This is a genomic window from Pseudomonas sp. FSL R10-1350 (genome assembly GCF_009600525.1).
GTDB classification, from domain to species: Bacteria; Pseudomonadota; Gammaproteobacteria; order Pseudomonadales; family Pseudomonadaceae; genus Aquipseudomonas; species Aquipseudomonas helleri.
Map to the genome: position 1 here is coordinate 1 of NZ_WIVR01000007.1, position 18,594 is coordinate 18,594.

17 protein-coding genes are annotated in these 18,594 nt (G+C 56.4%); all 17 read left to right on the top strand.

Annotation, left to right across the window (positions count from 1 at the left end):
* Positions 1 to 247 (top strand): hypothetical protein (locus tag GHO25_RS26310; RefSeq protein WP_218581065.1); only part of this gene is annotated, 247 nt, incomplete at its 5' end.
* Between the two features lie 146 nt (positions 248 to 393).
* A complete protein-coding gene (gene rpsB, locus GHO25_RS05255) occupies positions 394 to 1,137 on the top strand; it encodes a 30S ribosomal protein S2 (protein WP_019411593.1) in 744 nt (247 codons plus the stop codon).
* Positions 1,138 to 1,342: 205 nt separating this feature from the next.
* Positions 1,343 to 2,206, top strand: a complete 864-nt coding sequence (gene tsf / locus GHO25_RS05260; RefSeq protein WP_048368100.1) for a translation elongation factor Ts — start codon at positions 1,343 to 1,345, stop codon at positions 2,204 to 2,206.
* A 206-nt stretch (positions 2,207 to 2,412) separates the two neighbouring features.
* Complete coding sequence (pyrH, locus tag GHO25_RS05265) at positions 2,413 to 3,156, top strand: UMP kinase (protein ID WP_048368099.1); 744 nt, start codon at positions 2,413 to 2,415, stop codon at positions 3,154 to 3,156.
* Positions 3,153 to 3,710: a ribosome recycling factor gene (gene frr / locus GHO25_RS05270; protein WP_048368097.1), complete on the top strand. Its 558-nt coding sequence runs from the start codon at positions 3,153 to 3,155 to the stop codon at positions 3,708 to 3,710. Before pyrH ends, frr begins: the two co-directional genes overlap by 4 nt.
* Before the next feature lie 15 nt (positions 3,711 to 3,725).
* A complete protein-coding gene (uppS, locus tag GHO25_RS05275; protein ID WP_048368096.1) occupies positions 3,726 to 4,481 on the top strand; it encodes a polyprenyl diphosphate synthase in 756 nt (251 codons plus the stop codon).
* Positions 4,481 to 5,287, top strand: a complete 807-nt coding sequence (locus GHO25_RS05280) for a phosphatidate cytidylyltransferase (RefSeq protein ID WP_153390083.1) — start codon at positions 4,481 to 4,483, stop codon at positions 5,285 to 5,287. The genes uppS and GHO25_RS05280 overlap by 1 nt, the downstream gene beginning before the upstream one ends.
* On the top strand, positions 5,284 to 6,471 hold the full coding sequence (ispC, locus tag GHO25_RS05285; protein WP_048385560.1) for a 1-deoxy-D-xylulose-5-phosphate reductoisomerase: 1,188 nt from the start codon (positions 5,284 to 5,286) through the stop codon (positions 6,469 to 6,471). Before GHO25_RS05280 ends, ispC begins: the two co-directional genes overlap by 4 nt.
* Positions 6,472 to 6,515: 44 nt before the next feature.
* Positions 6,516 to 7,868: an RIP metalloprotease RseP gene (gene rseP / locus GHO25_RS05290; RefSeq protein ID WP_153390084.1), complete on the top strand. Its 1,353-nt coding sequence runs from the start codon at positions 6,516 to 6,518 to the stop codon at positions 7,866 to 7,868.
* A 75-nt stretch (positions 7,869 to 7,943) separates the two neighbouring features.
* The gene (bamA, locus tag GHO25_RS05295; RefSeq protein ID WP_153326192.1) at positions 7,944 to 10,292 is read left to right on the top strand and encodes an outer membrane protein assembly factor BamA; all 2,349 of its coding nucleotides are present in this window, start codon (positions 7,944 to 7,946) and stop codon (positions 10,290 to 10,292) included.
* A 45-nt stretch (positions 10,293 to 10,337) separates the two neighbouring features.
* Positions 10,338 to 10,841: an OmpH family outer membrane protein gene (locus tag GHO25_RS05300; RefSeq protein WP_048368091.1), complete on the top strand. Its 504-nt coding sequence runs from the start codon at positions 10,338 to 10,340 to the stop codon at positions 10,839 to 10,841.
* A gap of 2 nt (positions 10,842 to 10,843) precedes the next feature.
* Positions 10,844 to 11,899 carry a UDP-3-O-(3-hydroxymyristoyl)glucosamine N-acyltransferase gene (lpxD, locus tag GHO25_RS05305; RefSeq protein WP_048368090.1) on the top strand — a complete coding sequence of 352 codons (1,056 nt, stop codon included), beginning with the start codon at positions 10,844 to 10,846 and terminating at the stop codon, positions 11,897 to 11,899.
* Positions 11,900 to 12,008: 109 nt separating this feature from the next.
* Positions 12,009 to 12,449, top strand: coding sequence for a 3-hydroxyacyl-ACP dehydratase FabZ (fabZ, locus tag GHO25_RS05310; RefSeq protein ID WP_048368088.1), 441 nt, complete (start codon positions 12,009 to 12,011; stop codon positions 12,447 to 12,449).
* On the top strand, positions 12,446 to 13,222 hold the full coding sequence (gene lpxA / locus GHO25_RS05315) for an acyl-ACP--UDP-N-acetylglucosamine O-acyltransferase (protein WP_048368087.1): 777 nt from the start codon (positions 12,446 to 12,448) through the stop codon (positions 13,220 to 13,222). The genes fabZ and lpxA overlap by 4 nt, the downstream gene beginning before the upstream one ends.
* Before the next feature lie 2 nt (positions 13,223 to 13,224).
* Positions 13,225 to 14,352: a lipid-A-disaccharide synthase gene (gene lpxB / locus GHO25_RS05320; protein ID WP_153390085.1), complete on the top strand. Its 1,128-nt coding sequence runs from the start codon at positions 13,225 to 13,227 to the stop codon at positions 14,350 to 14,352.
* 14 nt (positions 14,353 to 14,366) lie between these two features.
* On the top strand, positions 14,367 to 14,993 hold the full coding sequence (rnhB, locus tag GHO25_RS05325; protein WP_048368085.1) for a ribonuclease HII: 627 nt from the start codon (positions 14,367 to 14,369) through the stop codon (positions 14,991 to 14,993).
* Positions 14,994 to 15,071: 78 nt separating this feature from the next.
* Positions 15,072 to 18,593, top strand: a complete 3,522-nt coding sequence (gene dnaE / locus GHO25_RS05330; RefSeq protein WP_153390086.1) for a DNA polymerase III subunit alpha — start codon at positions 15,072 to 15,074, stop codon at positions 18,591 to 18,593.
* The last annotated feature ends 1 nt before the right edge of the window (position 18,594 follow it).

Consider the following 18,594-nt stretch of genomic DNA (forward strand, 5'->3'; position numbering starts at 1 on the left):
CAGGGAAAAAGCTTCGTTAACTGTTCGCTATGTCTCCGAACAAAGTGTTCGCTATGTCCCCGGTCCATACACTCCCGAAGGAGAGGGAACCGATTGGGGGAAGCTGAAGATAATCGCTGTCCTGTTTGCAGCGCGACAGCGCGGCGTCGAAGACGGGGCGGCCCCTCCTACAGGGCGCAAATCCTTGTGCGACAACGGCTTAGCAATAAAGTCTGAATTCGCGCTTCGTTTTTTAGGTGTCTTGTGATATAAAATGCGCCGCTTTGCGGGTATAGCCCGCAGAGCACAAACCCACACACGTATCGACACGATGACCTGGGTGCCTTCAGCTCGAAGCTGCTGGTTGGTCGTTGGGATACGTGGAGGCCTAACCCGACTTATTAAGGAACTACCATGTCCCAAGTCAATATGCGCGATATGCTGAAGGCCGGTGTGCACTTCGGTCACCAAACCCGTTACTGGAACCCGAAGATGGGTAAATACATCTTTGGCGCGCGTAACAAGATCCACATCATCAACCTTGAAAAAACCCTGCCAATGTTCAACGAAGCTCTGACTTTCGTAGAGCGTCTGGCCCAGGGCAAAAACAAGATTCTGTTCGTCGGCACCAAGCGTTCCGCTGGCAAGATCGTTGCTGAAGAAGCAGCACGTTGCGGCTCGCCGTACGTCGATCACCGCTGGTTGGGCGGCATGCTCACCAACTTCAAAACCATCCGTGCTTCCATCAAGCGTCTGCGTGACCTTGAAGTTCAAGCAGAAGACGGTACTTTCGCCAAGCTGACCAAGAAAGAGGCGCTGATGCGCACTCGCGATCTGGAAAAGCTGGATCGTAGCCTGGGTGGTATCAAGGACATGGGCGGTCTGCCAGACGCACTGTTCGTTATCGACGTTGACCACGAGCGCATCGCGATCACCGAAGCTAACAAGTTGGGCATCCCGGTAATCGGCGTTGTCGATACCAACAGCAGCCCAGAAGGCGTTGACTACATCATCCCGGGCAACGATGACGCAATCCGCGCTATCCAGCTGTACATGGGTGCGATGGCTGATGCTGTTATCCGTGGTCGCAACCACGTTGCTGGCGGCACCGACGTTTTCGTCGAAGAAGCTCCAGCTGCAGCGGTAGTTGAAGGCTGAGTAACTAACGCCTAGCGTTTACTCAGTGCGCAAAAAGGGGGCTTGGCCCCCTTTTTGCCACCTCGAAATCCATTTATTGGACATGCTCTCGTCATTGCTGTATCAGAATGCGGCTGGCTGGGAGCCTCGAGGCAGGCTTCATACGAATTGAACGCCCGTTCGGTCGGGTGGAATGGTTGAAAACCTATCCAAGAGGAATTTTGAAATGGCAGAGATTACTGCAGCGTTGGTTAAAGAACTGCGTGAGCGTACTGGCGAAGGCATGATGGACTGCAAGAAAGCCTTGACCAAGGCTGGCGGCGACATCGAAAAAGCCATCGACGACATGCGTGCTTCCGGCGCCATCAAGGCTGCCAAAAAAGCAGGCAACGTTGCTGCTGAAGGCGCAATCGCTCTGAAGGAAGACGGTAAATCCGCAGTTCTGCTGGAAGTGAACTCGCAGACTGACTTCCTGGCCCTGCAGGACGACTTCAAAGCATTCGTTGCTGCCAGCGTTGAAAAAGCATTCGCTGACAAGCTGACGACTGTTGAGCCTCTGATCGAAGCTCAAGAAGCTGATCGCCTGGTACTGGTCGGCAAAGTTGGCGAAAACGTCAACATCCGTCGCCTGGTTCGCGTTGAAGGTGACGTTGTCGGTGGTTACCTGCACGGCAACAAAATCGGTGTAGCTGTTGTTCTGAAAGGCGGCAACGTTGAGCTGGCCAAAGACATCGCTATGCACGTTGCTGCAAGCAACCCAGAGTTCCTGCTGCCTTCGGAAGTTTCTGAAGACGCGATCGAGCGTGAAAAAGCGGTGTTCCTGAGCCTCAATGCTGACAAGATTGCCGGCAAGCCAGAAAACATCGTTGAAAACATGATCAAAGGCCGCATCAGCAAGTTCCTGGCCGAAGCTAGCCTGGTTGAGCAAGCTTTCGTTAAGAACCCAGAGATCAAAGTTGGCGAGCTGGCCAAGAAAGCCGGCGCTGAAATCGTTTCCTTCACTTACTTCAAAGTAGGCGAAGGCATCGAGAAGCCAGTCGACAACTTCGCTGAAGAAGTTGCTGCTCAGCTGGCTGCAGCCAAGCAATAAGACAGTTTTACACTGTCGACCCGAAGAGGCTGCCCGCTCACGCGCGCAGCCTCTTTTCAAATGGGAGAGGGTTTTACCTTTTCTTGCGGAACCGATTGCATAAGTCGTGTTCCGATGGTGCTGCTGTGCAGCGCCACGCTAGAGTAAGCGCGGGCTGAAAGTGGCCTCGCACAGATTTTTTTAAAACGCGGCAGGAGAGATTCGCAATGGCTCAGCAGGGCGCTGGTTATCAAACTCGCTATAAACGCATCCTACTCAAGCTAAGCGGTGAAGCCCTGATGGGCTCTGAAGAGTTCGGGATCGATCCCAAAGTACTCGACCGCATGGCGCTGGAAGTGGGCCAACTGGTCGGCATCGGCGTCCAGGTAGGTTTGGTGATCGGTGGTGGCAACCTGTTCCGCGGTGCTGCCCTGAGCGCGGCCGGTATGGATCGAGTGACTGGCGACCATATGGGCATGCTGGCAACCGTGATGAACGCCTTGGCCATGCGCGATGCGCTGGAACGTGCGAATATCTCTGCCATCGTAATGTCGGCTATTTCGATGGTTGGTGTGACTGATCATTACGATCGTCGCAAGGCAATGCGTCATTTGAACGCTAAAGATGTGGTGATTTTCGCTGCAGGCACCGGTAATCCGTTCTTTACAACGGATTCTGCTGCTTGCTTGCGTGCTATTGAAATCGACGCTGACGTGGTGCTTAAAGCAACCAAGGTTGACGGCGTGTACACCGCAGATCCATTTAAAGACCCGCATGCCGAGAAGTTCGATCATCTGACTTACGATGAAGTACTGGATCGCAAACTGGGTGTTATGGACCTTACGGCCATTTGTCTGTGCCGTGACCATAAAATGCCATTGCGTGTATTTAATATGAACAAGCCCGGCGCCTTGCTGAATATTGTCCATGGCGGCGCTGAAGGGACTCTGATCGAGGAAGTTCAACAATGATCAATGAAATCAAAAAAGACGCTCAAACGCGCATGCAGAAGTCGCTGGAATCCTTGGCCCATGCTTTTGGCCAGATCCGCACCGGCAAAGCGCACCCAAGCATCCTGGGCAGCGTGATGGTGCCTTACTACGGCGCCGATACCCCGTTGAGCAGCGTTGCCAACGTAACGGTAAAAGACTCGCGTACCCTGCAAGTTGTGGCGTTTGAGCGCAACATGCTGGCCGCGGTCGACAAGGCTATCCAGAGCGCTGGCCTGAACCTCAACCCGACCAACCTGGGTGAGCTGCTGCTGATCTCCATGCCGGCCTTGACTGAAGAAACCCGTAAAGGTTTCACCAAGCAAGCTCGTAGCGCCGCTGAAGACGCGCGTGTTGCTGTTCGCAACATCCGTCGCGATGCGTTGAGCGACCTGAAAAAACTGGTTAAAGACAAAGAAATCAGCGAAGACGAAGAGCGTCGCGCCGCTGCTGATATTCAGAAGCTGACCGACAAGGCCGAGGCAGACATTGATGCGGCTACCAAGGCGAAAGAAGCGGACCTGATGGCCGTATAAGGGTCTGGGCGTTTTATGGAAAAGACCAAGCAGACAGAGCCATCATCGGTGCCGCGCCACGTCGCGATCATCATGGATGGTAATAATCGCTGGGCGAAAAAACGCTTTCTGCCAGGTGTTGCCGGGCATAAAGCGGGAGTGGATGCAGTTCGCGCAGTGATTGAGGTGTGCGTCGAGGCCAAGGTCGAGGTGCTCACCTTGTTCGCGTTCTCCAGTGAAAACTGGCAGCGCCCCGCCGCTGAGGTCAGCGCCTTGATGGACTTGTTCTTCAAGGCGCTACGGCGTGAGGCCCGGCGCCTCAACGACAACAACATCAGCTTGCGGATCATCGGCGACCGTTCGCGCTTCCACCCTGAATTACAGGCGGCGATGCGTGAGGCGGAGCAGATGACGGCAGGGCCTGATCGCTTTGTACTGCAGGTTGCCGCTAACTACGGCGGCCAGTGGGACATTGCACAGGCCGCACAGCGCCTGGCGCGTGAAGTTCAGGCGGGGCATCTGCAGCCTGAAGACATCACCCCGGGCCTGTTGCAAAACTGTCTGGTGACTGGCGATCTGCCTTTGCCTGACCTGTGCATCCGCACAGGCGGCGAGCACCGCATCAGCAATTTCCTGCTGTGGCAGTTGGCGTATGCCGAACTGTACTTCTCCGACCTGTTCTGGCCGGACTTCAAACACGAAGCCATGCGCAATGCGCTGGCTGATTTCGCTTCTCGCCAACGTCGCTTCGGTAAAACGAGTGAGCAGGTTGAAGCTGGAGCCCGGGTTTAATGCTTAAACAACGCATCATTACTGCACTCATATTGCTGCCCATCGCTTTGTGCGGGTTTTTCCTGCTCGAAGGGTCTGGCTTTGCGCTGTTTATCGGCCTGGTCGTGACCTTGGGTGCCTGGGAATGGGCGCGTCTGGCGGGCTTCGAAGCTCAGTTGGCGCGGGTGGCTTTTGCAGTACTCGTGGCTCTGCTGCTGTTTGGTTTGTACGTTTTCCCGGATCTGGCGCCCTGGGTGCTGGGCGCCGCAATTTTGTGGTGGGGCGCTGCAACCTGGCTGGTGCTGACGTTTCCTGAGTCGGCCGAGCGCTGGTCGGCAACCTTGACCAAGCTGGTGATTGGCCTGCTGATTTTGCTGCCGGCCTGGCAAGGGCTGGTGCTGATCAAGGCGATGGCGCTGGGCAACTGGCTGATCATGGCGGTCATGGTGCTGGTGTGGGGCGCTGACATCGGCGCTTACTTTTCCGGGCGCAAGTTCGGGAAACGCAAGCTGGCCCCTAAAGTCAGCCCGGGCAAGAGCTGGGAAGGCGTGTATGGCGGTTTGATCCTCAGTCTGCTGATCACGGCTGCTGTCGGTCTGGTGCGTGGCTGGAGCGTTGGCGAAATCATCGCAGCACTCTTGGGTGCAGCGATGATTGTGCTGGTGTCGGTGGTGGGCGACCTCACCGAAAGCATGTTCAAGCGTCAGGCCGGTATCAAGGACAGCAGTAACCTGCTGCCAGGTCACGGCGGGGTGCTGGACCGTATCGACAGTCTGACGGCGGCGGTTCCGTTGTTTGCTGTACTGCTCTGGATTGCCGGATCATGAGTCGACCTCAACAGATTACGGTGCTGGGGGCTACAGGCTCGATTGGCCTGAGCACCCTGGATGTTATTGCGCGTCACCCTGACCGCTATCAGGTCTTTGGCCTGAGCGGTTTTAGCCGTATCCCGGAGCTTCTGGCCTTGTGTCTCGAACACAAGCCGCGAGTAGTTGTGGTGCCGCACGAGCATGCAGCCAGCCAACTGCGGGCCGGTTTGCAGGCGGCAAAGCTCGGCACTGAAGTGTGGGTGGGTGAGCAAGGCTTGTGTCAGGTGGCTTCTGCTCCAGAAGTTGACACGGTCATGGCAGCAATCGTGGGTGCGGCTGGTTTGCGTCCTACGTTGGCAGCGGTTAACGCTGGCAAAAAAATTCTCTTGGCCAATAAAGAAGCGCTGGTCATGACCGGCGATCTGTTTATGCAGGCCGTTCGTCGCAGCGGTTCGGTATTGCTGCCTGTCGACAGTGAACACAACGCGATTTTCCAGTGTTTGCCACAGGACTACGCACGCGGCCTGGGTTCGGTCGGTGTGCGGCGTATATTGCTGACGGCGTCGGGCGGACCGTTCCGCGAAACGCCATTAGAGTTGCTGCAACATGTCACTCCGGATCAGGCGTGTGCTCATCCCAATTGGTCGATGGGGCGCAAGATTTCCGTTGATTCGGCGAGCATGATGAACAAGGGCTTGGAGCTGATCGAAGCCTGCTGGTTATTCGATGCCAAGCCAAGCCAGGTTGAAGTGGTGATCCACCCACAAAGCGTGATTCATTCGCTGGTCGATTACGTGGATGGCTCGGTCTTGGCCCAACTCGGGAATCCGGACATGCGCACACCCATTGCCAATGCCCTGGCGTGGCCTGAGCGCATCGACTCGGGTGTTGCGCCGCTGGATCTGTTTGCGGTTGCGCGGCTGGACTTTGAGCGTCCGGACGAACAGCGTTTCCCGTGTTTGCGTCTGTGTCGAGAAGCAGCCGAAGCGGGTAACAGCGCACCCGCGACCCTCAATGCAGCAAACGAAGTGGCGGTGGCGGCGTTTCTTGACGGCAAGATTCGTTACCCGCAAATCGCCAACCTTATTGAAGATGTGTTAAGCAATGAGCCTGTGATTGCAGTCGATGAGCTGGATGCTGTATTTGCGGTAGATACCCAAGCGCGACTGCGAGCTGAGCAGTGGTTGAGCCGTAACAACTGACAAGTGGTACATGTCGGAGCCGGACAGAATCGCGGAGAAAGTAGATGAGTGCGCTCTATATGATTGTTGGCACCCTGGTGGCATTGGGGGTGCTGGTCACATTTCATGAATTCGGTCACTTTTGGGTGGCGCGCCGTTGCGGCGTCAAGGTTCTGCGCTTTTCTGTGGGCTTCGGTACGCCTCTCTTACGCTGGCATGACCGTCAGGGTACTGAGTTTGTCGTTGCAGCGATTCCGCTGGGCGGCTACGTAAAAATGCTCGACGAGCGTGAAGGCGATGTTCCGGCCGACCAGCTGGATCAATCCTTCAACCGCAAAACCGTCGGGCAGCGCATTGCCATCGTCGCAGCCGGGCCTGTGGCCAACTTCTTGCTGGCCATTGCGTTCTTCTGGGTGCTGGCAATGATGGGCAGCCAGCAGGTGCGCCCGGTGATCGGCGCGGTCGAAAGCGGCAGCCTGGCGGCACAAGCCGGCCTGGTAGCCGGTCAGGAAATTGTTTCAATTGATGGCCAGCCAACGGTGGGCTGGTCGAACGTCAACCTGCAACTGGTGCGTCGCCTCGGCGAAAGCGGTTCCATTCAGGTTGCGGTGCGCGGCCCCGATTCCGATGTTGAAAGCTCCCACCAGCTGGTTTTGCATGACTGGCTGAAAGGGGCTGATGAGCCGGATCCGATCAAATCGTTGGGTATTCGGCCATGGCGCCCTGAGCTGCCAGCCGTTTTGGCAGAACTTGACCCTAAAGGTCCGGCCCAGGCCGCTGGCCTCAAGACCGGTGACAAACTGCTGTCCATGAACGGTCAGGCCATCAATGACTGGCAACAAGTTGTGGACTGGGTTCGTCTGCGGCCCGCGGCCCGCGTAGATTTGCGTGTCGAGCGCGACGGTGTTGCGCTTGAGGTGCCGGTGGTTCTGGCCGCTCGCGGTGAAGGTGAGGCGGCGACCGGTTATCTGGGGGCAGGGGTCAAAGGTGTCGATTGGCCACCTGCGATGATTCGCGAAGTCAGCTATGGCCCGGTCGCCGCCATCGGCGAAGGGGTCAAGCGTACGTGGACCATGAGCGTATTGACGCTCGATTCACTGAAGAAAATGTTGTTCGGCGAGCTCTCGGTAAAAAACTTGAGTGGACCGATAACCATTGCTAAAGTGGCGGGCGCTTCTGCCCAGTCGGGCGTTGCTGATTTCTTGAATTTCCTGGCTTATCTGAGTATTAGCCTGGGGGTTCTGAACTTGTTGCCCATTCCCGTCCTGGACGGTGGGCACTTGTTGTTTTATCTGATCGAGTGGGCGCGTGGTCGTCCCTTGTCGGATCGGGTACAGGGTTGGGGGATGCAGATCGGTATCAGTTTGGTGGTCGGAGTGATGTTACTTGCTCTGGTCAACGACTTGGGACGACTGTAAACACTTCGCTGAATTGCGAATCTGCCGCATTTTGCGGCAGTTTGTTTATTGCCAGTTGGAATAAGAAAGGACTTCATGAAACGTCTGCTGCTAACTGCGGTTCTCGCCGTACTGATGATCGCCGAAGTTCACGCCGAGTCCTTCACTATCTCTGATATCCGTGTCAACGGGCTCCAGCGGGTTTCCGCCGGCAGCGTGTTTGGCGCGTTACCGCTGAACGTGGGTGAGGTAGCGGATGACCGCCGTTTGGTGGAATCCACTCGTGCGTTGTTCAAAACCGGGTTCTTTCAGGATATCCAACTGGGTCGTGATGGCAATGTGCTCGTCATTACGGTTGTCGAACGTCCTTCCGTCTCCAGCATCACCATTGACGGTAACAAGGCGATCTCCACTGATGACCTGATGAAAGGCCTGAAACAATCGGGCCTGGCTGAAGGCGAAATCTTCCAGCGTGCGACCCTTGAAGGTGTTCGTAACGAGCTGCAACGTCAGTATGTTGCCCAAGGCCGCTACTCGGCGACGGTAGACACCGAAGTGGTGCCTGAGCCGCGCAACCGCGTTGCCTTGAAGGTCAACATCAACGAGGGCACCGTTGCCTCTATCCAGCACATCAACGTGGTGGGTAACACGGTCTTCCCGGAATCTGACCTGGTTGATCTGTTCGAACTGAAAACTACCAACTGGTTGTCGTTCTTCAAGAACGACGACAAGTATGCGCGTGAAAAACTGTCGGGTGACCTGGAGCGTCTGCGTTCCTACTACCTCGATCGCGGCTATATCAACATGGATATCGCCTCGACCCAGGTATCGATCACCCCTGACAAAAAGAACGTCTACATCACGGTCAACGTGAACGAAGGCGAAAAATACAATGTCGGCTCGGTCAAACTGAGCGGTGACCTCAAGGTCCCGGAAGATCAGATCAAGTCGCTGCTGCTGGTTCAGCCAGGTCAGGTGTTCTCGCGCAAGCTGATGACCACCACCTCCGAGCTGATCACCCGTCGTCTGGGTAACGAAGGCTACACCTTCGCCAACGTTAACGGCGTGCCTCAGCCAGACCCGGAAAACCACACCGTTGCTATCACCTTTGTGGTCGATCCGGGCAAGCGTGCTTACGTGAACCGTATCAACTACCGCGGCAACACCAAGTCGGAAGACGAAGTGCTGCGTCGTGAAATGCGCCAGATGGAAGGCGGTTGGGCTTCTACTTACCTGATCGACCAGTCCAAGGTTCGCCTTGAGCGTCTGGGCTTCTTCAAGGAAGTGAACGTTGAAACTCCGGCAGTGCCAGGCACTGACGACATGGTTGACGTGAACTACGCTGTTGAAGAACAAGCGTCGGGTTCGATCACTGCCAGCGTCGGTTTTGCTCAGAGCGCCGGTTTGATCCTGGGTGGCTCGATTACCCAGAACAACTTCCTGGGTACGGGTAACAAGGTCAGCATCGGCCTGACCCGCAGCGAATACCAAAGCCGTTACAACTTCAGCTACGTTGACCCGTACTGGACGCCGGACGGTGTGAGCCTGGGCTACAACGTTTTCTACCGCACCACTGACTACAAAGAGCTGGACGTTGACGTTGCCAACTACTCGGTCGACAGCCTGGGTGCTGGCGTTACCATGGGCTACCCGATCAGCGATACCTCCCGTCTGACCTACGGCCTGACCGTTCAGCAGGATGAAATCAGCACTGGTCGTTACACCGTTGACGAGATCTTCGACTTCGTAAACCGTGAAGGTGACAAGTATCTCAACTTCAAGGCATCGATTGGCTGGTCCGAGTCGACCCTGAACAAAGGCGTGTTGCCAACCCGTGGTACGTCGCAGAGCCTGGTGCTGGAAACCACCATTCCTGGCAGCGACCTGCAGTTCTACAAACTGGACTATCGTGCACAGTTGTTCCAGCCGTTGAGCGATACCTTCACCGCTCGCCTGCACACAGAGTTGGGCTATGGTGATGGTTACGGTTCGACTGAAGGTCTGCCGTTCTACGAGAACTACTACGCGGGTGGTTTCAACTCGGTACGTGGCTTTAAAGACAGCGCACTGGGCCCACGCAGTACGCCGAGTACCGGTAAGAACCCGGGTACGATTGCCGACCCGGATCAAGACCCGCTGCCGTTCGGTGGTAACGTGCTGATCCAGGGTGGTGTAGAAGTTCTGTTCCCGATGCCGTTTGTGAAGGATCAACGTTCCCTGCGCACTTCCGTCTTCTGGGATGTGGGTAACGTGTTCGACACCAACTGCAAGGGCGAAACCAAGAATTGCGATATCAGCTTTAGCAATATGGCCAGTTCTGTGGGTGTAGGTGTGACATGGGTAACTGCGCTTGGCCCGCTGAGCTTCAGCTTGGCCATGCCGATCAAGAAACCGGATGACGCAGACACTCAAGTGTTCCAATTCTCCCTCGGCCAGACTTTCTAAAAGCCTGACTATAGATACAGACAACGGATTTTTTAGGAGTGCATCGTGCGTAAGTTGACTCAATTGGTTCTCCTGGCTTCGCTCTTGGCAGCGGGCCCGGCTTTTGCCGACATGAAAATTGCTGTGCTGAACTATCAAATGGCACTGCTTGAATCCGACGCTGCCAAGCGTTATGCCGTGGATGCCGAGAAGAAATTTGGCCCACAACTGACTAAACTGAAAAACCTGGAAAGCAGCGCCAAGGGCATCCAGGACCGTCTGGTTAGCGGCGGCGACAAAATGCAGCAAGGCGAGCGTGAGCGTCTGGAGCTTGAATTCAAGCAAAAGGCCCGTGACTTCCAGTTCCAGTCCAAGGAGCTGAACGAAGCCAAGGCCGTTGCTGACCGTGAAATGCTGAAACAGCTGAAGCCAAAACTGGACAGCGCTGTTGAAGAAGTCATCAAGAAAGGCGCCTTTGACCTGGTGTTCGAGCGTGGTGCTGTGATTGATGTAAAACCTCAGTACGACATCACTCGCCAAGTGATTGAGCGCATGAATCAGCTGAAGTAATTATGACCGCGACTATAAAACTCGGCCGATTGGCCGAGTTCCTCGGGGCCACCTTGCGTGGCTCCGCGGAGAAAGAAATTACTGGGCTGGCCACTTTGCAAGAGGCCGGCCCAGCTCAGTTGAGCTTTCTGGCTAATCCCCAATACCGTAAATACCTCGTTGACTGCCACGCTGGAGCGGTATTGCTCAAGGCGGCGGATGCCGAGGAGTACGCGGGGGATGCGCTGGTTGTGCCCGATCCTTACCTGGCGTATGCCCGAATTTCCCATTTGTTCGACCCCAAGCCCAAAGCCACTGCCGGGGTTCACCCTTCGGCCGTGATTGCGGACGATGCGGTGGTTGATCCAATGGCGAGCATCGGTGCGTTTGCGGTCATTGAGAGCGGTGCGCGAATCGCTGCCGGCGTCACCATCGGTGCGCATTGCTTTATCGGTGCGCGTTGCACCATTGGTGAAGACGGCTGGCTGGCACCTCGTGTGACCCTGTACCACGATGTGCATATCGGCAAGCGTGTGGTGATTCAGTCGGGTGCCGTGTTGGGTGGCGAAGGTTTTGGTTTCGCCAACGAAAAAGGTATTTGGCAGAAAATCGCTCAAATTGGCGGTGTGACCCTCGGTGATGATGTCGAAATTGGCGTCAACACGGCCATTGATCGGGGTGCTTTGGCCGATACGTTGATCGGCAATGGCGTCAAACTGGATAACCAGATCCAGATCGCGCACAACGTTCAGGTGGGTGACCATACGGCGATGGCCGCGTGTGTAGGCATTTCCGGTAGTACTAAAATCGGTAAGCACTGCATGCTCGCAGGCGGAGTTGGTTTGGTCGGTCACATTGAAATTTGTGACAACGTGTTCTTGACTGGCATGACGATGGTGACGCATTCGATCACCGAGCCAGGAGCCTATTCTTCCGGTACTGCCATGCAGCCGGCTGCAGAGTGGCGCAAAAGTGCGGCACGCATACGTCAGCTGGATGACATTGCAAGACGGCTAAAACATCTGGAAAAGCGCGTCGGGGAAGTGACCCCGGACGGTAAAGCTTCTTCAGAGGGCTAGTACATTTTCCATATCAAGAGTGCATAGCCACTGGTTTGCTTCCTTGATTTGCTAGAGGAGCGCGCCTTAGTCGCGCGCGCCCAATCTTTATTACAGGCTTCCCCACGAAATGATGGACATCAACGAGATTCGCGAATATCTGCCCCACCGTTACCCGTTCCTGCTGGTGGACCGAGTGGTGGATCTGGATGTCGAGAACAAGCGCATTCGTGCCTACAAGAATGTCAGCATCAATGAACCTTTCTTCAACGGTCACTTCCCGGCGCACCCGATCATGCCGGGCGTCCTGATCATTGAAGCGATGGCTCAGGCCGCTGGCATTCTGGGTTTCAAGATGATGGATCTGAAGCCTTCCGACGGCACGCTCTATTATTTCGTCGGCTCCGACAAGCTGCGCTTTCGCCAGCCTGTACTGCCAGGGGATCAACTGATCCTTGAAGCCAAGTTCCTGAGCTGCAAGCGCTCCATCTGGAAATTTGAATGCCAGGCCACGGTTGACGGCAAGCCAGTGTGCTCGGCTGAGATCATCTGTGCGGAACGCAAACTATGAGTTTGATTGACCCTCGCGCAATCATCGATCCGACGGCCATTTTGGCCGACGACGTCGAGGTCGGCCCTTGGTCGATCATCGGCGCAGGTGTGGAAATCGGCGAGGGGACTGTGATTGGGCCGCATGTAATTCTTAAAGGCCCAACCAGGATCGGTAAACACAATCGCATCTACCAGTTTTCTTCGGTAGGCGAGGACACACCTGATCTGAAGTACAAAGGCGAAGAAACGCGCCTGGTGATTGGTGATCACAACGTTATTCGGGAAGGCGTCACCATTCACCGCGGCACCGTGCAGGACCGTGCTGAAACAACGCTGGGTGATCACAACTTGATCATGGCCTATGCCCATATCGGGCATGACAGCGTGATTGGCAACCACTGCATTCTGGTTAACAACGCCGCCTTGGCGGGCCATGTGCACATGGGTGACTGGGCGATCCTGTCCGGCTTCACGCTGGTTCACCAGTTCTGCCATATCGGTGCGCACAGTTTTTCGGGCATGGGCACTGCCATCGGTAAAGACGTTCCGGCGTTTGTCACCGTGTTCGGTAGCCCGGCCGAAGCGCGCAGCATGAACTTTGAAGGCATGCGCCGCCGTGGTTTCAGCGATGAAGCCATTCACGCCCTGCGCCGAGCTTACAAAGTGGTTTACCGACAGGGCCTTACCGTCGACCAGGCGCTGGCTGAACTGGCCGAACCGGCTGTGCAGTTCCCTGAAGTGGCGATGTTCGTCGAGTCGATCCGTTCCTCTACTCGCGGCATTACGCGCTAATCATGGCCAGATTGCGTATTGCTCTGGTGGCTGGCGAAGCCTCCGGTGACATTCTCGGCTCCGGGCTGATGCGTGCGCTCAAGGCCCGTCATGGGGATATCGAGTTCATTGGCGTCGGCGGTCCATTGATGGAAGCAGAGGGCATGAGCTCTTACTTCCCGATGGAGCGCTTGTCGGTCATGGGCCTGGTAGAAGTGCTTGGCCGCCTGCGTGAGCTGCTCAAGCGCCGCAAAGAGCTGGTTAAAACGCTGATTGCTGAAAAGCCTGACGTGTTTATCGGTATCGACGCCCCTGACTTCACCCTTAACATCGAGCTGCAATTGCGCCGTGCCGGGATCAAGACCGTGCACTACGTCAGCCCGTCTGTGTGGGCGTGGCGTCAGAAGCGGGTGCTGAAAATTCGCGAAGGCTGCGACTTGATGCTCACGCTGTTCCCGTTTGAAGCCAAATTCTATGAAGAGAAGGGCGTGCCGGTGCGTTTTGTCGGCCACCCGTTGGCCGATGCCATCCCGCTTGAAGCTGACCGTGCTGCTGCGCGTGCTGAATTGGGCCTGCCCGATGGCCCGCTGATCGCCTTGATGCCCGGCAGTCGCGGCGGGGAAGTCGGCAAACTGGGCGGTTTGTTTCTGGATGCTGCGCAGAAGGTCTATCAGGCGCGTCCTGAGGTCCGTTTTGTATTGCCGTGCGCCAATAACGCGCGTCGTATTCAGATTGAGCAATCGCTGGTGGGCCGTGACTTGCCGTTGACCTTGCTCGATGGCCGGTCACACCTGGCGCTGGCCGCCTGTGATGCGGTGTTGATCGCCTCCGGCACCGCGACCCTTGAGGCGCTGCTGTACAAACGGCCGATGGTGGTTGCGTATCGCTTGTCGTCGCTGACGTTCTGGATCCTCAAACGTCTGGTCAAAAGCCCGTACGTGTCGCTGCCGAACCTGCTGGCTCAACGCCTGTTGGTGCCTGAACTGTTGCAGGATGCTGCAACGCCAGACGCGCTGGCTGACACCGTCTTGCCTTTGCTGGATGGGGGTGAGGAACAAACACGCGGCTTTGACGAGATCCATCGCACATTGCGTCTCGACGCTTCCAATCAGGCCGCAGACGCAGTGCTGGGCCTGATCGCAAAATCTTAATGAGTACAGTGACTATGCAAATCGGATTGGACTTCAATCTGGTCAATCAGGTTGAAGACCTGGTTGCCGGTGTTGATGAAGTCGGTCGTGGCCCGTTATGCGGTGCCGTGGTCACGGCAGCGGTCATTCTTGACCCGAAGCGCCCGATTGCGGGCCTCAACGACTCGAAAAAACTGACCGAAGCGCGTCGTGAAAAGCTTTTCGATGAGATTCGCGAAAAAGCCTTGAGCTGGTGCATTGCGCGGGCTGAAGTCGAAGAAATCGACGAACTGAACATTTTGCACGCCACCATGCTGGCCATGCAGCGGGCGGTAGAGGGGCTGAGCATCACCCCTAAGCTGGCGATGATTGACGGCAACCGCTGCCCCAAGCTGGCCATGCCGGCTGAAGCGGTGGTCAAGGGCGATAGCAAGGTCCCGGCCATTGCTGCCGCTTCGATTTTGGCCAAGGTCAGCCGTGACCGCGAGATGGCGGCCTTTGAGCTGCAATACCCCGGTTATGGTATCGGTGGGCACAAGGGTTACCCGACCTCCGTCCATCTGGAAGCCCTTGAGCGTTTGGGCCCCACGCCTATTCATCGACGCTCGTTCGGCCCGGTTCGTCGTGCGTACGAAGCGCGTGAAGGCCTTGCCAAGGTTTAGTCGCGAGGCTGATGTTTTTGCCAAGGCCCGGTACAATCCGGGCCTTGTTGTTTTCCAAAGCTGATAGACAGGATCACCATGCCGGCTTCATTCGTTCACCTGCGCCTGCACACTGAATACTCCCTGGTCGATGGCCTGGTGCGGATCAAACCGCTGATCAAAACCCTGGCCGGCATGAACATGCCCGCCGTTGCGGTGACCGATCAGAACAACATGTGTTCTCTCGTCAAATTCTATAAAACCGCCATGGGCGGCGGTATCAAGCCGATTTGTGGTGCCGATCTGTGGCTGTCGAACAAAGATCCGGATAACCCGCTGAGCCGTATCAGCCTGTTGGCGATGAATGCCGTGGGTTACCGCAACCTGACCGAGCTGATCTCGCGGGGCTTTATCGACGGTCAGCGCAATGGTCAGGTGATCATTGAGCGTGAGTGGGTCGCTGAAGCTGCCGACGGTTTGATCATGCTGTCGGCTGCCAAAGAGGGCGAGATAGGCCTGGCGCTGCTCAGCGGTAACGCCGAAGAGGCGCGCACCCTGGCGCTTGAGTGGATGGCGGTGTTCCCCGAGCGCTTTTATCTCGAAGTTCAGCGCACCAGCCGTCCCAATGATGAAGAGCACCTGCACGCCGCGGTTGCGCTGGCCGATGAGATCGGTGCGCCATTGGTGGCCACCAACGATGTGCGCTTCATCAAGCAGCAAGATTTCGAGGCTCACGAAACTCGCGTATGCATTGGTGAAGGCCGGGCGCTGGATGACCCGCGTCGCTCCAAGAACTACAGCGACCAGCAGTACCTGAAAAGCGCCGAAGAAATGGCCGAGCTGTTCAGTGACCTGCCGGAGGCGTTGGCCAATACGGTCGAAATTGCCAAGCGCTGCAATATTGACGTGAAGCTGGGCACTCACTTCCTGCCCAACTTCCCGATTCCCGATGGCATGACCATCGATGAATATTTCCGCAAAGTGTCCTTTGAAGGCCTTGAAGAGCGTTTGACCGTTCTGCTGCCCAAAGACACCACCGAAGACTACGACGCCAAGCGTCAGGTGTACGTCGATCGGTTGAATTTCGAGCTGGATATCATCATCCAGATGGGCTTCCCCGGTTACTTCCTGATCGTAATGGACTTTATCCAGTGGGCCAAAAGCAACGGCGTGCCGGTGGGGCCTGGCCGGGGGTCGGGTGCCGGCTCGCTGGTGGCGTATGTGCAGAAGATCACCGACCTTGATCCGCTGGAATACGACCTGCTGTTCGAACGATTCCTTAACCCGGAACGGGTATCGATGCCCGACTTTGACGTCGACTTCTGCATGGATGGTCGCGACCGGGTTATTGAATACGTGGCTGAAAAATACGGGCGTAACGCCGTAAGCCAGATCATCACCTTTGGTTCGATGGCTGCGAAGGCGGTAATCCGCGACGTGGCACGGGTTCAGGGCAAGTCCTACGGCCTGGCTGACCGCCTGTCTAAGATGATCCCGTTCGAAGTGGGCATGACCCTCGAAAAGGCCTTTGAGCAGGAAGAGATCCTGCGCGACTTCATCAAGGTCGATGAAGAGGCTGCTGAAATCTGGGAAATGGCGCGCAAGCTTGAAGGCGTTGTGCGTAACGTCGGTAAGCACGCCGGTGGTGTGGTTATCGCCCCGACCAAACTCACGGACTTCTCGCCGATTTACTGCGATGAAGAGGGTGGCGGTCTGGTCACCCAGTTCGACAAGGATGACGTTGAGTCGGCAGGTCTGGTGAAGTTCGACTTCCTCGGTCTGCGGACCCTGACGGTCATCGACTGGGCGCTGAAAACCATCAACCGTGACCGCGCCAAGGTCAATGAAGCGCCGCTGGACATCGCCTTCATCCCTCTGGACGATAAGCCCACTTACCAATTGCTGCAAAAAGCCGAGACCACTGCGGTGTTCCAGCTTGAGTCGCGCGGCATGAAAGAGCTGATCAAAAAGCTTAAGCCCGACTGCCTTGAAGACTTGATCGCACTGGTGGCCCTGTTCCGTCCGGGCCCGCTGCAATCAGGCATGGTTGATGACTTTATCAACCGTAAGCACGGTCGCGCCGAACTGGCGTACCCGCACTCCGACTACCAGTACGAAGGCCTCAAGCCGGTATTGGCGCCGACCTACGGCATCATCCTGTATCAGGAACAGGTGATGCAGATTGCTCAGGTCATGGCCGGTTACACCCTTGGCGGCGCTGACATGCTGCGTCGAGCCATGGGTAAGAAAAAGCCTGAAGAAATGGCCAAGCAGCGCGGCGGTTTCATCGAAGGCTGTGGCAACAACAATATTGATGCCGACCTTGCCGGTAACATTTTCGACCTGGTAGAGAAATTTGCCGGTTATGGCTTTAACAAGTCTCACTCCGCTGCTTACGGTCTGGTGTCGTACCAGACGGCCTGGCTGAAAACTCACTACCCGGCACCGTTCATGGCCGCGGTGTTGTCGGCGGATATGCACAACACCGACAAAGTTGTGACCCTGATCGAAGAAATTCGCAGCATGAAGCTGCGTCTTGATGCGCCGGATGTGAATGCCTCGGAGTTCAAGTTCACGGTGAACGACGAAGGCCGCATTATTTACGGCCTGGGCGCGATCAAAGGGGTGGGTGAGGGGCCGGTCGAGGCCATTACCGAAGCACGCAAAGACGGCCCGTTTACCGACCTGTTCGATTTCTGTGCCCGTGTTGACCTCAAGCGGATCAACAAGCGTACCCTCGACGGTTTGATCCGCAGTGGTGCGCTGGACCGTCTTGGGCCGTACTTCTATGACGAGCCGAAGGCTTATCAGGCGCATATCGACCTGAACCGCGCGGTGTTGCTGACGGCGATGGAAGAGGCCATCAAGTCGGCTGAACAGACTGCGCGCACCCACGACAGCGGGCATGCCGACTTGTTTGGCGGTTTGTTTGTCGAAGAAGACGCGGATGTCTATGCCAACCACCGCAAGGCCAAGGAACTGACCCTCAAGGAACGTCTCAAAGGTGAGAAAGACACCCTTGGGCTGTACCTGACCGGCCACCCGATTGATGAATATGAAGGTGAGATCCGCCGCTTTGCCCGTCAGCGCATCATTGATCTGAAACCGGCGCGGGACACTCAGACCGTCGCCGGGATGATCATTGCCTTGCGTGTGATGAAGAACAAAAAGGGCGACAAGATGGGCTTTATCACCCTGGACGACCGTTCAGGGCGCATCGAAGCCTCGCTGTTTGCCGAGGCCTTCCATTCGGCGCAATCGCTGTTGCAGACTGATGCAATGGTGGTGGTCGAAGGTGAGGTCAGCAATGATGACTTCTCCGGCGGCCTGCGTTTGCGGGTCAAGCGTGTGATGAGCATGGAAGAAGCGCGCACCAGCCTGGCTGAAAGTTTGCGTCTGAAAGTGACGCAAGCGGCGCTCAAAGGCGATCAATTGCGTTTTTTGGGCGAGTTGTTCAAAAAACACCGTGGAGCGTGCCCGATCACCCTGGACTACACCGGCGCAGACGCCAAGGCTTTGCTGCAGTTTGGCGAAAGTTGGCGAATTGATCCGGCAGACAGCTTGATTCAAGCGTTGCGTGACCAGTTTGGGCGAGACAACGTCTTCCTCCAATACCGTTGAC

What these genes read in the sequence shown, in the direction of transcription:
- rpsB (WP_019411593.1), top strand. Translation starts at nt 394, where the DNA reads ATGTCCCAAGTCAATATGCGCGATATGCTGAAGGCCGGTGTGCACTTC.
- tsf (WP_048368100.1), top strand. Translation starts at nt 1,343, where the DNA reads ATGGCAGAGATTACTGCAGCGTTGGTTAAAGAACTGCGTGAGCGTACT.
- pyrH (WP_048368099.1), top strand. Translation starts at nt 2,413, where the DNA reads ATGGCTCAGCAGGGCGCTGGTTATCAAACTCGCTATAAACGCATCCTA.
- frr (WP_048368097.1), top strand. Translation starts at nt 3,153, where the DNA reads ATGATCAATGAAATCAAAAAAGACGCTCAAACGCGCATGCAGAAGTCG.
- uppS (WP_048368096.1), top strand. Translation starts at nt 3,726, where the DNA reads ATGGAAAAGACCAAGCAGACAGAGCCATCATCGGTGCCGCGCCACGTC.
- GHO25_RS05280 (WP_153390083.1), top strand. Translation starts at nt 4,481, where the DNA reads ATGCTTAAACAACGCATCATTACTGCACTCATATTGCTGCCCATCGCT.
- ispC (WP_048385560.1), top strand. Translation starts at nt 5,284, where the DNA reads ATGAGTCGACCTCAACAGATTACGGTGCTGGGGGCTACAGGCTCGATT.
- rseP (WP_153390084.1), top strand. Translation starts at nt 6,516, where the DNA reads ATGAGTGCGCTCTATATGATTGTTGGCACCCTGGTGGCATTGGGGGTG.
- bamA (WP_153326192.1), top strand. Translation starts at nt 7,944, where the DNA reads ATGAAACGTCTGCTGCTAACTGCGGTTCTCGCCGTACTGATGATCGCC.
- lpxD (WP_048368090.1), top strand. Translation starts at nt 10,844, where the DNA reads ATGACCGCGACTATAAAACTCGGCCGATTGGCCGAGTTCCTCGGGGCC.
- fabZ (WP_048368088.1), top strand. Translation starts at nt 12,009, where the DNA reads ATGATGGACATCAACGAGATTCGCGAATATCTGCCCCACCGTTACCCG.
- lpxA (WP_048368087.1), top strand. Translation starts at nt 12,446, where the DNA reads ATGAGTTTGATTGACCCTCGCGCAATCATCGATCCGACGGCCATTTTG.
- lpxB (WP_153390085.1), top strand. Translation starts at nt 13,225, where the DNA reads ATGGCCAGATTGCGTATTGCTCTGGTGGCTGGCGAAGCCTCCGGTGAC.
- rnhB (WP_048368085.1), top strand. Translation starts at nt 14,367, where the DNA reads ATGCAAATCGGATTGGACTTCAATCTGGTCAATCAGGTTGAAGACCTG.
- dnaE (WP_153390086.1), top strand. Translation starts at nt 15,072, where the DNA reads ATGCCGGCTTCATTCGTTCACCTGCGCCTGCACACTGAATACTCCCTG.